General features: G+C 64.4%; 21 protein-coding genes. 12 read left to right on the forward strand and 9 right to left on the reverse strand.

What is annotated here, in order from left to right:
- Positions 1 to 201 precede the first annotated feature (201 nt).
- Entirely contained in the window at positions 202 to 810 is a 609-nt protein-coding gene (locus ACZ50Z_RS08960; RefSeq protein WP_464483231.1) for an LGFP repeat-containing protein, read from the forward strand.
- A 308-nt stretch (positions 811 to 1,118) separates the two neighbouring features.
- Here ACZ50Z_RS08960 and ACZ50Z_RS08965 read toward each other — a convergent pair whose 3' ends face one another.
- A complete protein-coding gene (locus ACZ50Z_RS08965) occupies positions 1,119 to 1,742 on the reverse strand; it encodes a TetR/AcrR family transcriptional regulator (protein ID WP_464483232.1) in 624 nt (207 codons plus the stop codon).
- A gap of 71 nt (positions 1,743 to 1,813) precedes the next feature.
- On the opposite strand from ACZ50Z_RS08965, the gene ACZ50Z_RS08970 reads away from it, so the two are divergent.
- Both ACZ50Z_RS08970 and ACZ50Z_RS08975 read left to right on the forward strand, forming a co-directional pair.
- Complete coding sequence (locus tag ACZ50Z_RS08970) at positions 1,814 to 2,302, forward strand: DUF3237 family protein (RefSeq protein ID WP_464483233.1); 489 nt, start codon at positions 1,814 to 1,816, stop codon at positions 2,300 to 2,302.
- A gap of 107 nt (positions 2,303 to 2,409) precedes the next feature.
- Positions 2,410 to 2,955 (forward strand): DUF6817 domain-containing protein, encoded by a 546-nt coding sequence (locus ACZ50Z_RS08975; protein ID WP_464483234.1) that lies wholly within the window; start codon positions 2,410 to 2,412, stop codon positions 2,953 to 2,955.
- Between the two features lie 277 nt (positions 2,956 to 3,232).
- Here ACZ50Z_RS08975 and ACZ50Z_RS08980 read toward each other — a convergent pair whose 3' ends face one another.
- Entirely contained in the window at positions 3,233 to 3,790 is a 558-nt protein-coding gene (locus tag ACZ50Z_RS08980) for a TetR/AcrR family transcriptional regulator (RefSeq protein ID WP_464486142.1), read from the reverse strand.
- 119 nt (positions 3,791 to 3,909) lie between these two features.
- Here ACZ50Z_RS08980 and ACZ50Z_RS08985 point away from each other — a divergent pair, with 119 nt between their 5' ends.
- The 3 genes from ACZ50Z_RS08985 to ACZ50Z_RS08995 are packed head-to-tail and all read left to right on the forward strand — an operon-like array spanning position 3,910 to position 7,437.
- A complete protein-coding gene (locus ACZ50Z_RS08985; RefSeq protein WP_464483235.1) occupies positions 3,910 to 5,328 on the forward strand; it encodes an ABC1 kinase family protein in 1,419 nt (472 codons plus the stop codon).
- Positions 5,315 to 6,499 carry a cytochrome P450 gene (locus tag ACZ50Z_RS08990; RefSeq protein ID WP_464483236.1) on the forward strand — a complete coding sequence of 395 codons (1,185 nt, stop codon included), beginning with the start codon at positions 5,315 to 5,317 and terminating at the stop codon, positions 6,497 to 6,499. Before ACZ50Z_RS08985 ends, ACZ50Z_RS08990 begins: the two co-directional genes overlap by 14 nt.
- A 29-nt stretch (positions 6,500 to 6,528) precedes the next feature.
- The gene (locus tag ACZ50Z_RS08995; protein WP_464483237.1) at positions 6,529 to 7,437 is read left to right on the forward strand and encodes an NAD-dependent epimerase/dehydratase family protein; all 909 of its coding nucleotides are present in this window, start codon (positions 6,529 to 6,531) and stop codon (positions 7,435 to 7,437) included.
- Positions 7,438 to 7,492: 55 nt separating this feature from the next.
- On the opposite strand, the gene ACZ50Z_RS09000 is transcribed toward ACZ50Z_RS08995, so the two are convergent.
- From ACZ50Z_RS09000 to ACZ50Z_RS09020, 5 genes are all read right to left on the reverse strand, one after another.
- The gene (locus ACZ50Z_RS09000) at positions 7,493 to 8,002 is read right to left on the reverse strand and encodes an SRPBCC family protein (protein WP_464483238.1); all 510 of its coding nucleotides are present in this window, start codon (positions 8,000 to 8,002) and stop codon (positions 7,493 to 7,495) included.
- A 1,026-nt stretch (positions 8,003 to 9,028) separates the two neighbouring features.
- The gene (locus ACZ50Z_RS09005) at positions 9,029 to 9,259 is read right to left on the reverse strand and encodes a DUF6400 family protein (RefSeq protein ID WP_464483239.1); all 231 of its coding nucleotides are present in this window, start codon (positions 9,257 to 9,259) and stop codon (positions 9,029 to 9,031) included.
- Positions 9,260 to 9,554: 295 nt separating this feature from the next.
- Complete coding sequence (locus ACZ50Z_RS09010; protein WP_464483240.1) at positions 9,555 to 10,133, reverse strand: carboxymuconolactone decarboxylase family protein; 579 nt, start codon at positions 10,131 to 10,133, stop codon at positions 9,555 to 9,557.
- A gap of 44 nt (positions 10,134 to 10,177) precedes the next feature.
- Positions 10,178 to 11,005 (reverse strand): acyl-CoA thioesterase, encoded by an 828-nt coding sequence (locus ACZ50Z_RS09015; RefSeq protein ID WP_464483241.1) that lies wholly within the window; start codon positions 11,003 to 11,005, stop codon positions 10,178 to 10,180.
- Positions 11,006 to 11,032: 27 nt separating this feature from the next.
- The gene (locus ACZ50Z_RS09020; protein ID WP_464483242.1) at positions 11,033 to 12,040 is read right to left on the reverse strand and encodes a CobW family GTP-binding protein; all 1,008 of its coding nucleotides are present in this window, start codon (positions 12,038 to 12,040) and stop codon (positions 11,033 to 11,035) included.
- A gap of 158 nt (positions 12,041 to 12,198) precedes the next feature.
- On the opposite strand from ACZ50Z_RS09020, the gene ACZ50Z_RS09025 reads away from it, so the two are divergent.
- The 6 genes from ACZ50Z_RS09025 to ACZ50Z_RS09050 all read left to right on the forward strand — a co-directional run bounded on the left by ACZ50Z_RS09025 (position 12,199) and on the right by ACZ50Z_RS09050 (position 19,037).
- On the forward strand, positions 12,199 to 12,813 hold the full coding sequence (locus ACZ50Z_RS09025; RefSeq protein WP_464483243.1) for a TetR/AcrR family transcriptional regulator: 615 nt from the start codon (positions 12,199 to 12,201) through the stop codon (positions 12,811 to 12,813).
- A 38-nt stretch (positions 12,814 to 12,851) separates the two neighbouring features.
- Positions 12,852 to 13,523, forward strand: coding sequence for an enoyl-CoA hydratase-related protein (locus ACZ50Z_RS09030; RefSeq protein WP_464483244.1), 672 nt, complete (start codon positions 12,852 to 12,854; stop codon positions 13,521 to 13,523).
- Positions 13,524 to 13,678: 155 nt separating this feature from the next.
- Positions 13,679 to 14,605 carry an alpha/beta hydrolase gene (locus ACZ50Z_RS09035; RefSeq protein ID WP_464483245.1) on the forward strand — a complete coding sequence of 309 codons (927 nt, stop codon included), beginning with the start codon at positions 13,679 to 13,681 and terminating at the stop codon, positions 14,603 to 14,605.
- 190 nt (positions 14,606 to 14,795) lie between these two features.
- Positions 14,796 to 15,404: a TetR family transcriptional regulator gene (locus ACZ50Z_RS09040; RefSeq protein WP_064938789.1), complete on the forward strand. Its 609-nt coding sequence runs from the start codon at positions 14,796 to 14,798 to the stop codon at positions 15,402 to 15,404.
- Between the two features lie 301 nt (positions 15,405 to 15,705).
- Positions 15,706 to 16,140 carry an MmpS family transport accessory protein gene (locus ACZ50Z_RS09045; RefSeq protein WP_269475017.1) on the forward strand — a complete coding sequence of 145 codons (435 nt, stop codon included), beginning with the start codon at positions 15,706 to 15,708 and terminating at the stop codon, positions 16,138 to 16,140.
- Positions 16,137 to 19,037, forward strand: coding sequence for an MMPL/RND family transporter (locus ACZ50Z_RS09050; protein ID WP_464483246.1), 2,901 nt, complete (start codon positions 16,137 to 16,139; stop codon positions 19,035 to 19,037). The genes ACZ50Z_RS09045 and ACZ50Z_RS09050 overlap by 4 nt, the downstream gene beginning before the upstream one ends.
- Positions 19,038 to 19,116: 79 nt before the next feature.
- Here ACZ50Z_RS09050 and ACZ50Z_RS09055 read toward each other — a convergent pair whose 3' ends face one another.
- Positions 19,117 to 19,899 carry an SDR family oxidoreductase gene (locus ACZ50Z_RS09055; protein ID WP_464483247.1) on the reverse strand — a complete coding sequence of 261 codons (783 nt, stop codon included), beginning with the start codon at positions 19,897 to 19,899 and terminating at the stop codon, positions 19,117 to 19,119.
- A gap of 88 nt (positions 19,900 to 19,987) precedes the next feature.
- Entirely contained in the window at positions 19,988 to 20,911 is a 924-nt protein-coding gene (locus tag ACZ50Z_RS09060) for a TIGR03564 family F420-dependent LLM class oxidoreductase (RefSeq protein WP_464483248.1), read from the reverse strand.
- Positions 20,912 to 20,916: the final 5 nt, after the last annotated feature.

Below are 20,916 nucleotides of genomic sequence, written 5' to 3' on the forward strand. Positions count from 1 at the left end.
CAGGACCGCGGGGAATGGGGTGTCATGGAATTCGACCAACTCAGGCGCTCTGGCTCGCCGTCGAAGACTGCGCGTAAGTTCGTTCGGAGCCACGAAGACCGCGACCGCTCGCGCAGCTCGAGGGGTTCGATTTCAGTTTCGGCCGGGCAAGCAGGGTCAGCTGCGACTTGACCCACCACAGGACGACGCGAGAGGGAGCCGATGAGAACGATCACATACCGCCGGGCCGGAGTCGTCGGCCTGGCGGCCGCAGCGCTGATCACCGTGGGCTGCAGCAATGGCAAGAGCGTCGACGCGTCCGCGCCGCCTCAGAGCGGGGTGAACGCCACGTCCACGTCTAAGACTCCGGCGCCACCCACCGAGGTGAAGCTCACTGGGGACCGGGACGTCGAGGTGACTCTGACCGGCTCGATCGCCGCCAAGTACTTGTCGGCCACCGAGGATCAGAAGAAGGCTCTCGGCAAGCCGCTGACAGGTGACCGAAACGCGGGAAAACGGGAGAGCGGCTTGGTATTTCAGCAGTTCCAGGGCGGGGTGATCACCGCACAGAACGACCAGGCCGGCACGCCCGCGTATATCACCACGGGCAAGATCCGGGAGGCCTGGAATGTCCCACGCGACCCGAACGGCGTGCCTGCGGTCACCGGCACTAACGGGTCGGCAGGTCCGCTGGGCTTTCCGACCAGCGACGTGAACACCGTTGGCGATCTGTTCGTGTCGAACTTCGAGCACGGCAAGATCGAGTACAACCCGAAGACCGGCCAGGTCGAGGTGACGGTCAACGGCAAGGACGTGCCATCCGGGCTGTAGCTGTCAGATGGTTCTGGAAACCCGGCCGAATTCGGACAGTGCACCGCAACCTAACTCTGGCGAGACGACGCTGGATTAGCGGCGTTTGGAAGTTATTGGTGCAGAACGCAATTTCCCTCTACGGGGAACCCATCATATTTGATGCCGCGGAATTCCTCTCGGTGCGGAGTGTCGGATCGAGCGAGTGGGGACAGGGGAGGGGCCGCTGGTGGACGTCGAAGTGCGGCCGGGTGGTCGGGCGCATCGTATGAACCGCGATGTTGGCAGTAGCTTGCTGGCTACCGGCGATGTCGCGAACAGGATTAGCTTCACGCAGACGTCGCGGGCTGATCGATGTCCAAAACTGTAACGAGTGTGTTCACCCACCACCGCCGTTGTCGTCGGTGTCGGCTGGCTTCAGGTTCCTCGATTCCTGCGCTACGGCGAAATGCCGCCCCGTAGGCGGATTCGGTGGCCACCGCCTGGTGCAAGGCGGCGACCGCCAGGCGTGTATCGCTACGCAACGGGCGACGACCGCCGGACCCCTTGCGGGCGGCATGCAGTGCATCGACGACCGGATCGAGAATCCCGCCACCGTCATCGCGCCACCCGGCGGCATGAAGCGCCATCGCGAGTTCCCCATAGCCGTCTGCGTACACGTCGGCGATGCAGTCCACGAGCTTTGAGACCTGCGCGCCGCGGCGCACCCAGTCCTGGGTGGCGTGCTCGATCGCGTTGCGAACGCGCCCACCGCCGTGACGTAACAGCGCGACGAGCAGACCGTCGCGGCCCTCGAAATGATGGTTGACACCGGCATCGGTCATACCCACCCGGTCGGCGACAGCACGTACCTCCACGGCGCGGGGGCCGCCCTCCACCAGCAATTCCTCAGCAGCTTTGAGGATTAACGACTTGGCCTCGTCGGGACGGCGGCGGATCCGAGGCTGGTTCATACCAAAAGGATACCTTGACTTCTCAAAGTAAAGAAGTTATACCTTGAGTAGCCAAGGTATAGGAGCCTCCAATGCTGTCGATGAACGACATTCAGCACAGACTGCCCGGTGTCGAGGAGGACGCGTCGCTGGTCCCGCTATTTCGGGGAGTGTGGTCGCTGGCTCCCTACATCGTCTTGCCTGAAACTCCGGCTGGCACCCGAGCGATTGTCGAGATGACCCAGGGGACGCTCGAGGGTCGAGGCGTTCGCGCGCATGCGAGGCCCCACGCCTGCGCCGATTGGGTGATCGTCGGCGCGGACGGTACGGGCACGATGGATTATCGCGGCACAGTTGAGACCGAGGACGGCTACGTGATCTACCTCTACGGCGGCGGTCGTTGCGACCTGTCGAGCGGCTTTGGGGGCGGCGCGATCCTACGGGGGGCGGTGCATTTTGAAACCGGCTGCGACCGGTACCGCTGGCTCAACCACGTGCATGCGGTGTTTCGCGGCGTCGTTGTCGGCGACAATGCGGCGGGGACGGGCACACTTCACGATGAATGGTTCGAAGTCCGTTAACCACCGATCCAGGTATCACAGCCGATTCCTCGGCGATCCGCTGGCGCAAGTGATGTTGAGCAGCAACAGTTCTCGTAACCAGACGACTGACTGCATTGGATATGGAAGTGGACAGGGACGCCGAATCGGTTGTCCATTGGCTGCGTGAACAGGGAGCCGAGTCGATCGAGCATCCCGGCGGATCGCTTCTCCAGCACCTGGTCCGCGTGTACCACAGGCTCTCCGCGTGGGGGCTCGATTGGGATGCCCGCCTCGCTGGTCTGTGTCATGCAGCGTACGGCACTGAAAGATTCGCGCCGGCACTGCTGACCACACGAGCACGACACATCCTGGTGGACCGCATCGGAAAACGAGCAGAATCATTGGTCTATCTCTATGGCAGCTGTGATCGCCGATCGAGCTATCCAAGCTTCCGCTGTCCCAACGCCGGGGTTGTGATCGTCAATCGGTTCACAGGCACGCATTCCGCCCCGACAGCCTCCGAGGTTTGCGGCTTCTGCCATATCACGATCGCTAACGAACTTGATGTTCTAGTCCACAGCGCCGAACGCCGAACGCTCCTCGTCGAGTCCCTTCGACAGATGGCTGCGGACATGGCCCCATGGCTGATCAGTGACGCGGTTATCGACTCCCTACTTACCCTCGGGCAGTGAATGAAAGTTCACGATCAAACGATCGTGTGCGCGACTATTAGCAGCACGTGTACTCGCACTACATGCGAAGAACCAACCTACTACCGGTAAGTCTCCATATTCGATTCGTGCATATTCCCCGATCGACTGGGGGAGAGGATCACCGATTGTTAGCTCAGTAGGCGCCCAAGCCCCTTGAGCACCCCAACCGGATCGGTCACCAGCGAATTGCGCGGGCCGAGGAATGTGCCGCAACTGATCGAGCACTGCCGCGCACGCTCGAGTCGTCGGCCCGGCATTAACTCGCAGGTCGCGCAATCCGGTTGGCGATCATGTCGGTCCAGTCAGTGATGTAGTGCTCGTCGTTGCTGTCGATGTGGTTGGCGTGGAACACGATTCGCGATGCGCAGCGGCCGAGTAGCGCGTCGATTCCGATGGCGGCAATTCGCTTGGCCTCAGCTGGGTCCAGGGTTGGGGCACCGCCGGTGATCCAGTCACCGAGTTCGCTGTAGAGGCCGTCGACCAAGGCGGCGTACGCGTCGGTGAGGCGGGGCGATTCTTCGACGGGTGTGCGGGCGGCGACTTGCAGGAATTCACTCTCCTGCTCGAGGACGTTGATCAGATAGCGGCAGAGCAGTGACAGTTCGGTGCGTAGGTCGCCGCGGCCGGCGAACAGTGCACTGATGTCGTGCATAGCGCGACGGCGGTCGAGTTGGCGGTCGATGACCGCGGACAGGAGTTCCTGCTTGGTTTTGAAGTGGTTGTAGAGCGCTCCGCACCCGGGTACTAGGCCTGCTGCTTTTTCGATTTGGTTGACGCTGGTCGCGCGGTAGCCCTGTTGGCCGAAGAGTCGCATTGCTTCGGTGACCAGTCGTTCTTTGGTGGTCGTCGTCACCCTTGACCGCCTCATAAGTAGTTGCTTATATTCGGTAATAGGTCACTATATCAAGCTCCGAGCGCTGGGAGGGGGCCGCGATGACCGAGACTGGGGCGCCGGTTCCGCGCGGCCGAGTCCGCCGCACGATGCCCATGGCCGGCTTCACCGCCCGCGCGGCGGGCGGACGCATGCTGGCCGGGCTGCGCGAGAAGACCGGCGACACCAGCGCGGTGGCGCGATTCCATGAGCGCAACGCCGAGCGCTACGCGGAATTACTCGGTCGTTCTAAAGGCGTGCTGATGAAGGCCGGGCAGATGGTGTCGATGGTGGACACCGGCGCGCTGGGCGATGGTGAGCTGTCCCCGTATCAACGGGCGCTGACCCGGCTGCAGGCTGATGCCCCGCCGATGGACCCCGCACTGGCGATGCAGCTCTTGCAAACTCAGTTGGGTCGGCCGATCGATGCAGTGTTCGCTGACTTCAGCGAAGAGCCCATGGCCGCGGCGTCCATCGGCCAGGTCCATCGCGCCGTGCTGCGCGACGGCCGCCAGGTTGCCGTCAAAATCCAATACCCCGGTGTCGCCCAAGCGATCCAGGACGACCTGGCCAACACCGAGCTGCTCACCACACTGTTCCGTTTGACCGCCGGTGCATTCGGTGCGGCGATGCCCGACATCGACAGTGCCTCAATCGAAATCGCCGACCGCATTTCTGAGGAAGTCGATTACCGGCGTGAAGCCGCCAACATCACCGTCTTCGCCAATCTGTACCGCGAGCATCCCTTCATCCGGGTACCCGAGGTCATCGCTGAGGCTTCCTCAGGCCAGGTGCTGACCATGACCTATCTCGACGGAATGGACTGGGCTGCAGCCCAACACGCCGACCAAGACCTCAAAAATCGGTGGGCCGAGATCATCGCCCGGTTCGTGTTCGGCTCCTACCGGCACGCCAACCTGTTCCACGCCGATCCGCACCCGGGCAACTACCGTTTCGGCGCTGACGGCACCGTCGGGTTCGTCGACTTCGGCTGCGTCAAGCACCTGACCGAGCCCCAACGCCAACGCATCGTCCAAGTCGTGCGCGCCGCCGCCGACGCCCGCAAAGACGACCTGCGCGAGATCATGATCGACAACGGTTTCTTCACCGCCGATTCCCCGCTGACCGCCGACGACATTTACCGGTGGTGGCAGGGCATCCTCTACGAGACCCTCGACAGCCAGCCGGCGACCTACACCGAGCAGGCCTCCGCGCGAGCGATCCAGTTCCTGCTCGATGTCCGCGCTCCCGATCACCCGATGCGCCAGATGTCGATTCCGGCCGATCTGGTGTTCTTCTCCCGGATCAACCTGTCCATGAATGCGGTGTTCTCCGCGCTGCGCGCCACCATTTACACCCGGGCGCTGCTCGATGACATGGACGGTGTCGCGCCCCCAGTCACCGAGCTGGGCCGCCAACACCTCGCGTGGGTTTCCCAGCGGGGCTTGCTGTTTGGAGTTGATGACCATGACCAGCACTGACCTCGCCAGCATCCGGTTGCCGTGGGATGCCGCCGACCCCTACCCGTTCTACGAGGCGCGCCGCGCCCAGGGGGAGGTGGTGTGGGATGACACCGCGCAGGCCTGGCTGGCCCTGAGCTACGGGGCGGCGCGCGAGATCCTCGGCGGGCCCGGCTGGACGAGTGACCCGTTGGCCAACCCGTTGGCGCGGGCCGCGATCGATCCGCTCAGCGCCGACATGTTCGCCGGGTCCATGCTGTTCGCCGATGGCGCCAATCATCAGCGTCTGCGCTGCGCGGCGAGTGACGTGTTCACCCGATCTTTCGTCACCGAGCTGCGTGAGGGGGTTGAGGCAATCGCCGCGGCTCTGATCGAAGAGCCGGAAGCCGGGGTGGCGTTCGACTTCATGGCAGAGATTGCGCTGCCGCTGCCGATCGCGGTGATCGGGGGTTGGCTGAATCTGGAACCCGGCAGCGCCCGGCTGCTGCGGGAGTTGTCGCCGGTGATCATCCGGATGCTGGGCACCCTCGCCGACCCTGACGAGATCGCCGCCGGCGCCGGCGCCGGCGCCGCGTTGATGGCCGAATTCCTTCCCTTGGCGGCGGATCGCCGGATTCACCCCGGCGACGATCTGCTCAGCTTCATCGCCGCCGACCCCGCAGTCTCACTGGAGGAGGTGGTGGCGACCGCGGTCCTGATCGCCGTCGCCGGCCACGAAACCACCGCCAACATGCTCGGCGCCGGCCTGATCGCGCTGCTCACCCCGGCCGACGACGGCAGCCGCCTCGTTGACCGTATTGATCCCGAAGACCCGGCGCTGGTGACCGAACTGCTGCGACTGCACGGCCCAGTGCAATCCACCGCGCGCACCGCCACCACTGACCACACCATCGCGGGGGTCGAGATCGCCTCCGGTCAAACGGTTCTCGCTGTCGTCGCCGCCGCCAACCGAGACCCTGCCGTGTTCGACCAACCTGAGACTTTCCGGCTCGACCGATCCGGGCCCGCGCCTTTGTCGTTCGGGTACGGCGCCCACTACTGCCTGGGCGCCGCCCTCGCACAGCTCGAACTGCGAACCGCGCTACCGAAAATCCTTGTCCGCCAACCTGCCCTGGCCGGGCCAGTCCACTGGCGGGACGCACCGGCCATCCGCGGCCCGCTCAGCGTGCCGGTGATCTTCAACCCGACGTAGTACGCGTTCAGAGTTAGAGGGAGTGGTTGATGCGGATCTTCGTCACGGGTGCCACCGGTGCTATCGGCACCTACGCGGTACCCGCCCTGGTCGCCGCGGGACACACCGTGTCGGCATTGGCTCGCACACCGGGCAAAGCCGCAACCCTGCTCGGGCAAGGGGCGCGACCAGTCTCGGTGTCCCTGTTCGATCGTGATGGGCTCTGCCGTGCATTCGATGGCCATGACGCGGTGGTGAATCTCGCCACGGCGCTGCCGGCGACACACAAGATGATTGTCATGTCGGCCTGGACCGAGAACCACCGCGTCCGCGGCGAAGGCTCCACCAACGTGGTCGACGCCGCCCTCAAAGTCGGCGTCCCGCGGCTGATTCAGGAGTCAGTCGTGATGTTCTACCGCGACGGAGGCGACAGCTGGATCGACGAGGACTGGCCCACCGACCCCCTTCCCACTGCAGCCGGAAACCGTGCCGCCGAAGCCAACGCCCGCCGATTCGCCCAAGAGAGGGGAGTAGCCGTGGTCCTGCGCTTTGGCATCTTCTACGGCCCCGGCGCCGCCCACAGCGAACAGTTCATGGCACTCGCCCGTCACCACATCGGATTTCAGGCCGGCCGCCCCGACAGTTACGTCTCGTCAATACATCTCGCCGACGGCGCCGACGCGGTCACCGCCGCCCTCGAAGCGCCGACCGGTACCTACAACGTCGTAGACGACCAACCCGTCACCGCGCGCGACAACACCAACGCCCTGGCTGAGGCCGTGGGAACCGCTGCGTGGCTTCGCGCTCCCGGCCGCGCCGGTTTGCTACTCGGGAAGCGCACCACGTCGATCACTCGCTCCCTGCGAGTCAGCAACAACCGGTTCCGGGCGTCCACCGAGTGGAAGCCGCGCTACTCAAGTGTGTGGGATGGTTACCGCGCGATGGCAGAGGCCGACTAACGATTATTCTGGGCAAACTAGTGGCAAGTGCGGTCCGCCAGTTTGCTGACCGTACCTATTCCGCAGGTCTGGGTACGGCCCCGGGGTCCTCGGCTGTATTTTTCAGTGCGCGCAGTGTGCGCTTCATGTCGTTGATCATTCGAGGTCCGCGCAGCCAGCCCAGCATCCGCCAGTACAGGCGCATCGCGGGGATGTCGTCGAGTTCGAACTGCTCGGTGACCAGCGTTCCATCGCTATTCGCGGGTTCGAATGTGTAGCGCCATGTCAGGCAGACGGTGTTATTGGGTGCGATCGGAAGTCCCATCGGTCGTGAGCGCACCGTGAAAGCGAATACTCGATTGGGTTCACATTCGGTGATCATGCAGGACGTCCAGTAGGTGGGTCCTCTTTCGTTGCGTTTGACCCGGCCCCGGAACTTCACGCCGGGACTGGGACCTGTTGCGCCGTTGAGCCATTCGGCTGCGGTGGTCTCTGGGCTGAATCGTCCGATCAGGGTAACGTCGCTGACCAGGTTCCATACAGCCGAGGGTGGGGCGCTGATTCGGATCGTCGCTGACCCCCGCATGGATCGAGAATCGCCGGCCTCCCGCCCGGTTAGGCGTGACAACGGTCAGGTCCTTTCTCTGTGAAGCCGATTCGGACGTGCGGGCGGAGGGAGCCCCAGATAAACCATCGACCACAGAGCAAGCGAGATGCGCGGCCACCGTCTTGACATCCCAGCCTGAACACAGACTCGGCGTTGCCGCGGTCCAATCGCACGGGAACGACTCTAGGCCGAACTCGGGCACGCGGAGAAGTGGCCGTGAGCACTCGCGTGGCCTTTCGGATATCTGACATAATGTCGCTTATCGGTACAAGCTGACCATTAAGTTCATCAGGTCACCCGGCGGGCGCCAAGACGTTGAGCCAGCGGCCCAACGGCTGACGCCCACTGCACTTGCCCACCCGCAGAGGTGCCGAATGCAAACCGCGCTCCGACGGACCGACAACTGAGCGTCGTTCCAACTGGACGGCCCATCGCGCGCAAAACGGGGGCGATCGTTTCTCCCCGCCTCTTACCCAGACAGGCATCAAATTGTCACTGTGACGGATTGCGATGGGTCACCTGGGCTTTCGGGTTATCGCCCGGGCCCCGGTTCCGGCCGTCAGCAGGCGTGGCTTTAGTGGTGCCACCCTCGCACACACTCCGGGCCTCACCGATCCAACGGGGCCGGAACGCCGTACCCCGCGGCCCACCAGGGCGTTGCAGCCCGCACCGTCCCCCAGACGCCCCGATCTCCCCTTCCCGCCTATCGCCACCAATACGTCACTGTGACGAATATGATTGCGGCGCAATGCTTTTGGGAAGCAACAGTAGCCGGAATAGTTCGACCGCTAGCCCCACCGCGTGGGGCGCGAACGACGATGGGTGTCGGTCGACCAGAGGTGGCCGCAATCCGAACACTGCAGGTGAACCAGCGTGCCCTTGTTGCTCAGCAGGTACTGCCAGTGCGTGTCGCAATTTCGGGTGCTTCGGCAATCACCGCATTTCGTGCGGTGGTCGCAGCGCGGGCACGGCAGCCATGCGCGGCGGCCGCGGTCGGCGGTCGGATCAATCGGCAGCACGAGCACTGGTCCGTTCGGGCAGAACGCCGGCGCGGACCAACTCGTCGTAGACCCGTTGCTGTTCGTCGTCGAGATTCGAGTACAGCATGTCGTAGGCCTTCTGCTCCTCGCCCAGGACGGCGACCGGGTCCCAGTCGTCACCGATCGCGTCGAGCACAGCGCTGCGCCTGCGCGCCTCATCGAGGGTCAAGTCATAGGCAAAGTCAAGGTTGCCCATCGCGCTCCCAGCCGTTAGATATGCAAACGAACGGTCAGGATGACCCGATGAACCTCGGTTGGGCTATGACCTACGCCACTGTTGCCGGTTGACCTTCGTCACACTTGGCGCCGGCACGCGCGGCATTGACCGTCCACGCGTCCGCGGGTGATAGGCGGAGCCGCAGAAAGCCCGCATACCCGAACCGGCCCGCGGACGGACTCCCCCTGCACTCTCCCCGCCTATCGCCGTCAATACGTCACTGTGACGAATATCCTTGCAGCGCAGGGACATTGACGACGTGCAGCCGGCCCGCCTAGCCCGAGGCGACCACCGAGGCAGAGTTCCAGGGAGCCAATGGTTCGGATGCGCCGTTGCCGTCAGGAAGGTCGTCACTGACATCCCAGGTAGCCGACAGCCTGCCAATACCCAATGCGATGGCGCAGTGGAGGCCGAGCTCGACCAGCTCGTCCTCGGTGAAGTGCGCGCGTAGATCGTCGTAAACCCCGTCGTCGATCGCGAGATGGTTGGTGGCGAACAGTTCGGCGAAGCGCAAAGCCGAACGTTCGGCTGGCGAAAGGTTCTCCGCGTCGGCGGGGCTTTCCAACGAGCAGACGGCGTCCTCATCAAGGCCGTCGTCGATGGCGCTTTGGTAGCGCACCGCGATGCAGCTTCGGCATTGGTTGAAGAACGCGATGCGCAGGCGCATGAGTTCGATGAGCCGCGGCGGTAGGGTTCCGCTGGCGCGCAGCGCCGAGTTCAACGTGCCAAGCGCCTCGGCGACTGCCGGCAGGCGACCAACAATGGCGGCGACTCCGAGGTTGATCCGGTCCCCTTGGCCGAGTTCCTCCGTTGGCACCGCGGCGAAAGCGGTCGAAGGTGCGATCCTGGTCATTCGTCATCTCCTTTGCCGGACAGTGTGTCTGAAGCGGTTGCGGTTCAGGGTGTGTGCGGCGGGAAGTACATCTCTTGTTTGACGGTGCACACCAGTTCCCCGCTGCGGTTGAACATCGTCCCACTCGCCAGCGCCAGCGAACCAGCGCTGCTCGGCGACGACCGGTCGTAGAGAAGCCAATCCGACAACGTCGCCGGAGCGTGGAACCACACCGAATGGTCACGCTGAGCCGATCCTCCGACACCGCCGCGCGCTGCGTAAGCAGGCTCGGTCAGCGTCACCGCCGACAGGTAGGTCACGAGGCTGGCGGTCAGCACCGAATCGTCGGGAACCGCCCCATCGGGTCGCCACCACATCGGCGCCCGTGCGGGCGGGGCGGGCTCGGTGTCGATGATCCGGCGCTCGAACCAGCGCAGGCTCGCCCACCGCCCTTGGGTGCTCGCGTCGGACTCCGCCAGGTGCGGCGCAACCCACGGTAGCGACTCTGGGCTACAAGCCTTCGGCATCGGGGGTTGGTAGGCGACCTGGGCGGGCGCGGAATCGGTGACTTTGAACGACGACATCGCCTCCATCAGGATCTTGCCGTCTTGGCGTGCAGTGACCCGCCGAGACGAAAACGTCCGGCCTTCTTGGAGATCAACAACCTCGAAGTCAACCGGCCGACGCGAATCACCCGGCCGCAGGAAATACGTGTGGACGCTGTGCGGTGCCCGGCCCGGCGCGGTGTGGCTTGCCGCCAACAAAGCCTGAGCCGAAATATGTCCGCCGAGAATGTGGTTGGCGGGCGCGGGCAGTTGCTGCCCGACAAAGAGCCACTGGTTGACCCGCTCGAGCTCCAAGGTGGCGAGCACGTCGCCCAGCGAAGATGACATCACGACGGTATCTTGCCGGATCATTGCTCACGCGCTAAGTCGCCGGTAGCGCTGAAGCCGCCGCACGGCCTGCGCCGACGCCGCACCCGGCGTGGGCAGCAGCGCGTTGTCGAGTCGCGCGCGAACGGCGGGCACGTCGAGATGCATCCCGATCGCCACCAGGCAGTTGGCCGTGGCCCCCGGCGGCGCCTTGCCGATGTGGATTGCGCCACCCACCAGGTTGACGATGTAGCTCTGGACAGTCGCGCGGTGCCGCACCGCCACGACGCCCTTAAGCCTGAACACGTGCTGCGGCGGCTGCTCGAGAAGGTCGAACAGGGCGTCGGGGTCGACGCATCCGTCGCTGCTGACGGTGACGGCATCGGCATGGACGTGGTCATGGTCGTGCTCGGACACTAGATCCAGAAAGGAAAGCTGCCCGCCCTGCCCGGACGTCGCGGACACGTCGAAGAGCAGCTCGGGGTCAATCCGGCCACCGGTTGTGCCCACGACATGTGCGCGCGGGTTGCGTTGCGCCGCTCGCTGTGTGACACGCTGCACGACAGCCGACCGCTCCTTCTCTGGGACCTGGTCAAGCTTGTTGACCACAATCAGCGACGCCGCCCCATAGCGCATCGGCGCGAGTGTGCCGCGATCGACCGTGTCGAAGTGGTGCACGGCATCGACCACATCGACGAGCCCACCGGCCCGGACCCCGCGTATCTCACTGAAGCCGATGATGCGCGCGATCGCCACGGGGTCGGCCAGACCACTGGCCTCCACCACGATGGCATCGAGGCGCCGAGCCGGGTCGGCGAGCTTGATGAGCGCGTCATCGAGCCCGCCACCGTCGGGCAGGCAGCAGATGCATCCTCCGGCGATGGAGGCCGGCTCGTCGACCTGGCCGGCCACCAGGCCCACGTCGATATTGATGTCACCGAAATCGTTGACCACCACACCGATTCGTGCGCCGGGCTGGCGTAACAGGTGATTGAGCAGCGTCGTCTTGCCGGCGCCGAGATGACCGGTGAGCGCGATGACCGGTATCGCAGCCAAAGCCCACCCCCCGCATCGACGTCCGGACATCCGATGCTAACCCGTGGCAACGTTCACAAGCTGTGCCGACTGAGGCTCCTGAGCTCTCATCGTCGATCCGCGCACCTTTGACCGGACGTCGATACGTAATAGAGCGCCTGCTCTGTTATAGTGGCCGCGTGCCGCGCCCGCGTATGCATGATCCCGACGTCGTGCTCGACGCCGTCGAGGACCTCGTGGCCCGGTCGGGCCCGAATGCGGTCACCATCCGCGCGGTCGGCGCCGCCGTGGGCATGTCCAACGGCGCTGTGTACCACACGTTCACCTCGCGAGCCGGGCTGATGGGCCGGACGTGGCTGCGGGCGGGCCGGCGCTTCCTGGCGGTACAGACGGCACTGGTCGACGACGCCGCTGGTGGTCCTATCGAAGCCGTGGTGGCCGCCGCCGACGCACCGGTGGTCTTCACAGAGCAATACCCCGGCTCATCGACGCTCCTGTTGCGTGTACGCCGCGAAGAAGTGCTCGCCGACGATGTCCCTGACGATGTTGCCGATGAATTGCGAAGCCTCGACAAACTTCTCGTCGATTTGATGGTGCGGCTTGCGGTCATGGCGTGGAACCGCAAAGACGCGGCCGCGGTGGACACGATAACCAGCTGCGTCGTCGACCTGCCCACCGCGCTGCTGCTCCAGCGAAATCGCCTCCGAAGCGCCACCGCGCGAGCGCACCTGCACGCGGCCGTGCGCGCCGTGCTCGAGGTCGGGCCTCCCCCTCAGCGGCAACGGCGCCGCTGACCTTCCGTGAGCAATACGAGTGGAATACAGAGGAACACATGACTGTGAAATTGGACTATGCCGACAAGGTCGCCATCCTTCGCCTGGGCGACGACGAGAATCGTTTCTCCCCAGCCTTTTTGGATGACGTAGATCATGCACTTGACCAAGCCATCTCGGACGGCGCCCACGGCCTGGTCACCACCGCCGGCGGAAAGTTCTACTCCAACGGCCTGGATTTGGAATGGCTGAGCGCAAACACCGACCGGGGCCAGTGGTACATCAACCGGGTTCACCATCTGCTCACGCGCGTGCTGACCCTGCCGATTCCGACGGCTGCCGCCATCGTCGGCCACGCGTTCGGCGCTGGAGCGATGCTGGCCGTCGCGCATGACTTTCGCACGATGCGCGACGATCGCGGGTACTTCTGCTTTCCCGAGGTCGACATCCGGATCCCGTTCAACCCCGGCATGGCCGCGCTCATCCAATCCAAACTCACTCCTCGCGCCGCGGTGGCCTCGATGACGACGGGCCGCCGCTTCAGCGGACCCGATGCGGAACGATTCGGCATCGTCGACGTCGTGGTTCCGGCGGAAGCGGTCACGGACACGGCGGTCGACGAGCTTCGCCCCCTGGGAGGCAAGGATGCGGGCACGCTCGGAGCGATCAAAGAGACGATGTTCGGTCACGTCGTGCGCGCACTGACCGACGCCGACGACGAGACACCCTGAAACGGGCTGTGCCGCTTGGCTAATGCATAGATAGCTTGGTCCAAAGGATGACCACAGCCCAGGCCGCTCAAAGTCGTCCAATTTCCGCCCGTGGACACTACGTCCGTCCTGTATGGTCAGCATGTCTGCCGGTGCAAGGGAACAGAGGGCATTCGATGGCAAACAGGCTCCCCGACAACGCCTTCACCTCGCCCCACATCTTGGACCCCGGTCTTCGCAAGGTCGCCCGATTCGTGCCCCGGGGCTATGCCTTGCATCGCGGCTACAAGCTGCAGCGCACCCTCATGAACCTGATGGGCAACGCCGGCCGCATCCGCACCGTGCCGGAGGCCGCGGTCAACGAGCACGTCAGCGTCCGTCTGCACCGCCCGGCCGGCCTGCCCGACCACGCACCCGCGCTGCTGTGGATCCACGGCGGCGGCACCATCATGGGTCACGCCGCCCAGGACGATAAGTACCTCCGCCAGCTGTCGCAGCGCACCGGCGTCGCCGTCGCGGCGGTGGAACACCGGTTGGCGCCCGAGCATCCGTACCCGATACCGGTCGAGGACTGTTATGCGGCCCTGCTCTGGCTGGCGCGCCAGCCCTGGGTGGACCCGGATCGAGTCGCCGTGGGCGGCGCCAGCGCCGGCGGCCATTTCGCCGCCGCGGTCGCGCAGCGGGCGCACGACCGCGCCGACGTCAAAATCGCCTTCCAAATGCTGGTATATCCGCAACTCGACGATCGCACCGGAGCCAGGCGCGACGGCCCGAAGCGGATCATGTGGACAGAGTCCGACAATCAATTGGCCTGGCAGTGGTATCTCAACGGGGCCGATCCCGAAGAGGCGGCACCGGCTCGCCGGAAGGATTTGTCCGGCTTGCCGCCCGCGTGGATCGGCGTGGGAACGCTGGACCTCTTTTACTCCGAGAGTCTGGAGTACGCGCGACGCCTGCGAGAGGCGGGCGTTCCGGTGCAGGAGGAGATCGTTCCGGGCGCGTTTCACGCGTTCGACCAGATCGCCGATAAGGCCGCGATCTCGGCGAAGTTCTTCGAAAGCCAATGCGACTATTTGCGGGGCGCCCTCACCCCGAGCGGATGATCCGCCCGAGCCCAGCTCCTGCAACTCCGCGGGAAGCCGAATGGTGTTGTGCGAGAACAATTATGGTGCGCCACACCGATGGACCTTAACGCGGCCCCGTTCAACGGGCGACCCGGGCGAGCCTTGCCTCCGCACGGGCAACATGGCACCTTTTGACTGCAAACTGTGCACAACGTGCAACTATATGGGTATGGCCAATCCCCTGGGGCTGCGCGAGCGCCGTCGCCGGCAGACGAGCGCCGACATCCGCGACGCCGCCGTGCGGCTCACGCTGGAGCGGGGATTCGACAAGGTCACCGTCGACGAAATCTGCGCCGAAGCCGGTGTCTCCACCCGCACGTTCTTCAACTACTTCCCCAATAAGGAGTCCGCGCTGGCCTACGGCCCCTCGGACATCCCCGCCGAGCTGGCCGAGGATTTCGTCGCCGCCGGACCCGCCCCCTACTCCGTCGTCCTGGCCGAGCTGATCACCCTGGCCGCGCACCACCTGCGCGACGTCCCCCCTCAGCGCGAGCACGCGGCTCACATGCTCGAACTCGCCAAGACCTCGCCCGCCGTCCTGGCGGCGTTCCTCGCCGATCTGGAACGATTCCAAAACCAGCTGACCGACATCATCGTCCGCCGCCAGGCGATGCAGCCCGACGACGAGATGGCCGCGCTCATTTCCGCGCTGGCGCTGACGGCGGTGCGGTCGGGACTCGAACGCTGGGCCAGCGGCGAGGCGAGTGAAACCGCCGACACGCCGATGCCCTATGTTGAGCGTGCCGCCGCCCTGGTGAACAGCATCTTTACGAAGTGACCTGAAACACCACCAGCAAATGTTGCATACACTGCAAGATATGCACATCATGTACTATGCGCTGGTGGCGGTACCCGGGGAGGCTTCAGCAACAAAGTGAGCCGGGTGTCGGTGCCGGGGACGTCAGCAGTGGGGATCGGCGACTTTCACCGCGTTTGACGGTCTTGCGCGCGAACCAAAAAGCAATCGACGTAATTCGTTGTTGATCGGTGCGACTTGTGGGCACTCGCCTGTCCACGACCTCCAGTCGCGCAAACGCTGATCCGCGTCACGTCCGCGTGATGAGGAAGGGATCACCTAGGTGCAGATATCGAGACTTGTGCGCAACGCCTGGCTGCCGCTGTTGATCGTGGCGGTTGTGCTGGTCGGCGGGTTCGCCGTCACTCGGGTCAAGTCGTTCTTCGGCGCCCACGACACCGGCGTCATGACCAGTCCGCGGCTCGATGAGTCCAAGCCGTTCAAGCCCAAGGTCGTCAAATACGAAGTCTTCGGCTCGGCTAGCCAGGCCAACGTGAACTACTTGGATCTCTCCGCCGACCCGAAGCGGATCGACGGCGCACCGCTGCCGTGGACGCTGGTCCTGTCCACCACAGCCCCTTCGGTCTTCCCGAACCTTTCGGCACAGAGCGACGGCAACTCGCTCGGTTGCCGCATCACCATCGATGACGAAGTCAAGGACGAGAACATCACCCACGGCGTACACGCCCTGACCTTCTGCATGGTGAAATCCGCATGAGCACAACGTTCAACGACGCCCGTACCGACACCATCCCCGTCGCCAGCGAGCCCGTGCGGGACAAGATCCCCCGGCTCATCCGGACATTCGCCGTACCGATCATCCTGGGCTGGATCGCGATCATCGCCGTGCTCAACGTCTCCGTCCCCCAGCTGGAGGAGGTCGGCAAGATGCGCTCGGTGTCGATGGCCCCCGACGACGCGCAGTCGGTGGTCGCGACCAAGCGCATGGGCGCGATATTCAACGAGTACAAATCCAATAGCTCGGTGATGATCGTCCTCGAGGGTCAGAATCCGTTGGGCGCGGATGCGCACGCCTACTACGACGAGGTCGTCAGAAAGCTCGACGCCGACACCAAACACGTTGAACACGTACAGGATATGTGGAGCGATCCACTGACCGGAGCGGGCGCGCAGAGCAACGACGGCAAGGCCGCCTACGTCCAGGTCTACCTCGCCGGCAACCAGGGCGAGGCCTTGGCCAACGAGTCGGTGGAATCCGTCCAGAAGATCGTCAAGAGTGTAAAGCCGCCCAAGGGGGTCAAGGCCTACGTCACCGGCCCGGCGGCGCTGTCAGCGGACCAGCACGAGGCCGGCGACCGCAGCATGCAACTCATCACGGCGGCCACGTTCAGCGTCATCATCGCGATGCTGCTGTTGGTCTATCGGTCGATCATAACGGTGTTGCTCACGCTGGTGATGGTGGTGCTCGAGCTGTCGGCCGCGCGCGGAATGGTCGCGTTCCTCGGCTACTTCAAGCTCATCGGGCTCTCGACGTTCGCGACAAACCTATTGGTCACCTTGGGGATTGCGGCCGCCACCGACTACGCGATCTTTTTGATCGGCCGATACCAGGAAGCCCGCTCTATCGGCGAGTCCCGAGAAGACGCGTACTACACGATGTACAAGGGCACCGCGCACGTGGTGCTCGGGTCGGGCTTGACCATCGCCGGCGCCACGTTCTGTCTGCACTTCACCAACCTGCCTTACTTCCAGACGCTGGGCATCCCCCTGGCAATCGGCATGGTGGTGGTCGTCGCGGCAGCGTTGACACTTGGCCCCGCGGTCATCTCGGTGGTGGTGCGTTTCCGAAAGACGCTCGAGCCCAAGCGGACACAACGGATTCGCGGCTGGCGCAAGATCGGTGCGCTCGTCGTGCGCTGGCCCGGCCCGATCCTGGTCGTCACCATCGGAGTGGCCCTGGTCGGTTTGTTGACGCTGCCCGGATACCGCACCAACTACAACGACCGCAACTACCTACCGACGGACCTTCCGGCCAACGAGGGGTATGCCGCCGCGGATCGGCACTTCTCGCAGGCGCGGATGAACCCCGAAGTGCTGATGATCGAAAGTGACCACGATCTGCGCAACTCCGCAGACTTCCTGGTGATCGACAAGATCGCCAAGACCGTCTTCCGGGTCCCGGGCATATCGCGCGTGCAGGCCATCACCCGTCCGCAGGGCACGCCGATCGAGCACACGTCGATTCCCTTCCAGATCAGCATGCAGGGCGTCAGCCAGCAGATGAGCCAGAAGTATCAAGAAGATCAGATGGCCGACATGCTGCACCAGGCCGACATGATGCAGACGACCATCGACAGCATGGAAAAGATGTCCAGCATCACCGTGCAGATGGCCAACGACATGCACGTCATGGTCAAAAAGATGCATGACATGACCATCGACATCAACGAATTGCGCGACCACATGGCCGATTTCGAGGATTTCTTCCGGCCCATTCGCAGCTACTTCTACTGGGAAAAGCACTGCTATGACATCCCGGTATGCTGGTCGATTCGCTCGGTCTTCGACGGCCTCGACGGCATCGACACCATGACCGATGACATCGAGAGCCTGCTTCCGGTCATGGATCATCTCGACACCCTGATGCCCCAGATGGTGGCGCTGATGCCTTCCATGATCGAAAACATGAAGGCCATGAAAACCACGATGCTGACCATGTATTCGACCCAAAAGGGCCTGCAGGATCAGCAGAAAGAGGCGCAGAAGAACTCCAGCGCCATGGGTAAGGCGTTCGACGCCTCGAAGAACGACGACTCGTTCTACCTGCCCCCGGAGACCTTCAACAACAAAGAGTTCAAGAAGGGCATGAAGAACTTCATCTCCCCCGACGGGCACGCCGTGCGCTTCATCATCAGCCATGACGGCGATCCGATGTCGCAGGAAGGCATCTCGCACATCGGGGCGATCAAGAAGGCCGCCTACGAGGCGCTCAAGGGCACGCCGCTGGAGGGCTCCAAGATCTACCTCGCGGGCACCGCATCGATCTATAAGGACCTCAGCGACGGCAACACCTACGACCTGTTGATCGCCGGAATCGCTTCGCTGTGCCTGATTTTCATCATCATGCTGCTCATCACGCGCGGTGTGGTGGCCTCGGCGGTCATCGTGGGAACCGTCCTGCTTTCGCTGGGCGCGTCCTTCGGGCTGTCGGTGCTGATCTGGCAGCACCTTATCGGCATCGAGCTGCACTGGATGGTGCTGGCGATGTCGGTGATCATCTTGCTGGCCGTGGGCGCCGACTACAACCTGCTCTTGGTGGCGCGGTTCAAGGAAGAGATCCACGCCGGCCTGAACACCGGGATCATCCGGTCGATGGGCGGCACCGGCTCGGTGGTGACCTCAGCGGGGCTGGTGTTCGCCTTCACGATGATGACGATGGCGGTCAGCGAATTGACGGTCATCGGTCAGGTGGGTACCACCATCGGGCTGGGTCTGTTGTTCGACACCTTGATTGTGCGGTCGCTGATGACACCATCGATTGCGGCACTGTTGGGCAAGTGGTTCTGGTGGCCGCAACATGTGCGCCAACGCCCGGTCCCGTCGCCGTGGCCCCAACCGGCCAAAGAGCGCGAATCGGTAAGCGCCGCTACATAACCCACTTCGCCGCGAGACTGTAACTGCCGACGCCGCTTCTCGGGAAACGCGTCGGTAGTTACAGTTTCGCGGCAGAGGGCTACGTGACCCAGTCCGGCTGCGCGTCGGTCTCCACGTTGGAGAAGTCCTTGTGCCCCAGCCCGGCGGTGGTGCCGCCGTCGACGACGAACTCCGAGCCGGTGGAGTAACTGGACTCGTCGCTGGCCAGATAGACCACCAGGTTGGAGACCTCCACGGGTTGGGCAGCCCGGCCCAGCGCCGTCTGGAAGATGTCGTCGGGGACCCAATCGGTCATCGGGGTCTTGATCAGCCCGGGATGGATTGAGTTGACCCGGATTCCGCTCGGCCCCAGTTCCAGCGCGGCCGACTTGGTCAGCCCGCGCACCGCGAATTTGGTTGCCGTGTAGCCGTGGCAGGCGATGGTGCCGGCCATGCCTTCGATGGAGGAGATGTTGATGATCGATCCCCGGCCCGCTTCCTTCATCGGCTTCACCACGGCGCGGATCCCGAGGAACACCCCGGTCAGATTGATGTCGAGGATGCGCTGCCACTCCGAGAGCGCGTAATCCTCCAGCGTGCCGATGTTGATGATGCCCGCGTTGTTGACCAGCACGTCGATGCGGCCGAACTCGCCCAGGGCGGTGGCCACCGCCGCGTCCCAATCCTCGGGCTTGGTCACGTCGAGGTGCAGGTAGCGGACCGCGTCACCGACCTCGGCCGCCACCGCCTTGCCCTCGTCGTCGAGGATGTCGCCGAACACCACCTTGGCTCCCTCGGCGACCAGCGACCGCACGTGCGATGCGCCCATCCCCCGGGCTCCGCCACTGATGAGGGCGACCTTTCCCGCCAACCGTTCTGCCACTGCGCTACTCCTGTCGTGTGAGCTCGTCTATGCACCATACGTACCGGAAGCTATGTATGGCCATAGTGAACGAGGCCGGGCGCGACGGTCAGGAGTCGTACGCCCGCAGCAGCGCCCGCGTGCGAGCCCGGCCCTCCGGTGACGGATCGAATGCCGCGGCGACGTACTCGTCGACGCCCGCGCCGCGCAGTTCGTCGAGCCGGCCGCGGACGGTGTCCTCGTCGCCGATGATGGCGGCATCCTGGGGTCCCGCGTAGCCCTCGCGGTCGAGCATCGCGCGGTACGACGGCAACTGGCCGTAGATCGCGAACTGCTCGGCCGCCTGCTTGCGGGCGGCGTCGACGTCGTCGGTGACGCTGACGGGCAGCGACGCGGCGACACGTACCTGCCCCTCGCGGCCGGCATCGGCGGCCGCCTGCCGCAGCGTTGGGCCGACATGCTCGCCCAGCGTTTTGGGGCCGGTCATCCAGGTGCAGGTGCCCGACGTGCGTCGCCCGGCGATCTTGAGCAGCTGCGGCCCCAGGGCCGCGATGTACACGTCGGGCCGCGGCGCGCCGGAGATCATCAGCGCACCGCGGGTGGTCACCGTCTCCCCTGCCGCGGCGGCGGGTTCACCGCCCAGCAGCGGCAACAGCCCGTCGAGGTACTCGTTGAGCCTGCGCACCGGCTTGTCCCACGGGATGCCCCACATCCCCTCGGTGACCGCCTGATGGGTCATGCCGAGCCCGAGCGTGAAGCGGCCACCGGAGGCGAGGCTCAACGTGAGGGCGCGCTGCGCCATGAGCATCGGATGCAGGTTCTGGATCGGCACCACACCGCTGGCCACCTCGATGGTGTCAACCTCGTGCAACGCGATGGCCAGGATGGTGAGAAGGTCTGGCTCATAAGGTAATTGACTCATCCACACCCGCGTGAAGCCCTCGTCGCGCAGCATCTCGAGGTTGGCGATCGTCGCGTCAATCGGCGACTGACTGCCCGATCCGCTGAGTTGCCCGAACATAGAAACCTGCATGACCA

The sequence above is a fragment of the Mycobacterium sp. NTMscope_MAC_269 genome, from assembly GCF_976985695.1.